Below are 1,627 nucleotides of genomic sequence, written 5' to 3' on the forward strand. Positions count from 1 at the left end.
GCGGCCGTGGTCGGTGAACAGCAGGTTCGAGCGCAGGCCCTCGGGCCGGTGCAGCAGCCAGTCGTCCAGCAGTGTCTTCAGCTGTGGGTGCAGGGTGGTTCCTTCCGCTTGGGCGGCGCATTCACGGACGGTTTCGATAAGAGGTTGGAGAAGGGCGTGGGCGGCGCCGGCCCGGGGGGGCGTGCCTGCGCTGCTGCGCGGGCGTGGAGCCGGGACGGGAGCCGGCTGTATGACGTGTCCCGTGCGTGTCAGTTCGGTGGCCAGCCAGGCAGGCAGGCAGGAGTGCGGGTTCCCGTACGGACCCGAGGGGGGTGTAGACACCGGCGGGGGTACGGGTGGCCGGGGCGACGATGTAGCCGCCGTGAGCTCGTACGTCGACCTGCCAGGCGAGGGCTGTCTTGGGGCTGGAGCCGGTGGACGAGCGGTAGCGGACGCGGGGTTCTGGGTTCAGGTACCAGATGTGCAGCCCGCCGGACGGAGTTCGTACGCGCAAGGTCGTGTCGTCCTCTGCCGGGTTCTGCTCCTGCCGGTAGGCCGCGAGGAGAGCCAGGGTGTCGAAGCCCGAGGCCAGTCCCTCGAGGTTTACCGCGTCCGGGATGGAGATACCCGGCAACAGGCGGTTGCGGTCCGGTACATGTGCGGCGTGGGCGTCGACGTCCAGGACGACGAGATGCGCCGGCCCGCAGGACACGCCGACGCCCGCGCGGGGCTCCCTGGTCCACCACGAGTCAATCAGGGCAGGGTCGGTGGTCGCGCTGTGGAAGCCGTGGCACCAGAGGCCCTGAGCGTGGCAGGGGCACTGTGCGGGGTCGTGTGAGCGGGTGCGGCACAGTTCGCAGTTGGCGGCCGGAGTCTTGCGCCCCGGAGCTAGGGGATGGACGGGCCACTGCCGGCCTGCGAGCCACCGGGCGACGTCCACTGGTCGCGACGGCTGCGCGACTCGGGAAGAAGCCGTGTCGGCGTGGCGCTGCACTGTCGTCGGTCCGTTCCTCTTGTCCGGCCAGGGTTGGTCCCTCAGCTCGGTCCCCGACATTTTGCCTGGTCAGGCGGGCGCCGAGACGGGATGAGGGACTGAAGGGACTGACTTTCCCTTATAGGGGGCTGAGCCTAGCGCAGGGGGCCCTGACTCCGTGGGAGGCATGAGCACTTATTGGAAAATCAGTCCCTTCAGTCCCTCAGTCCCTCACCCGGGGCGGCGTGGACGACGGAGGGACTGAAGCTCCCCGGAGACTGGTGGTCTCTTCGGTCCCCTTTCAGTCCCTGACACGTTTACCCAGGTCAGAGGCTTGCGTCTCTCAGGGGAGGGACTGAAGGGACCCAACTTCCTAGTTATGAACGCATCAGAGATATACGCAGGTCAGCCTCGTGTACGCGTGCATACGCGCGCACGCACGCAGCTGGATACAGGCACTTACGGTCCCTTCAGTCCCTCCCGTCCCTGGCACACCGCTCTGATCTGCGGTTCTGTCGAGGGACTGAAGAAGACGGGGACCGAAAGCCGCCCCGGCGACTCTTCCGGTCCCTGGGGTCAGGGGTTGCGTCCTGAGAGGTGGTGTACGGGCTCCCACCTGATCCGGGCGTTTGTCCTGGCGTCGGAGTGAGTGTCCGGATACAAGAACGGCCACCG

The 1,627-nt window shown here is 67.5% G+C and carries 1 pseudogene; it reads right to left on the bottom strand.

Annotated features, from left to right (window positions below):
- Positions 1 to 78: 78 nt before the first annotated feature.
- A pseudogene (locus ACWD0A_RS34805) lies at positions 79 to 973 on the bottom strand (bifunctional DNA primase/polymerase); the annotation flags it as partial.
- Positions 974 to 1,627: the final 654 nt, after the last annotated feature.

This window comes from Streptomyces sp. NPDC002867, assembly GCF_053591895.1.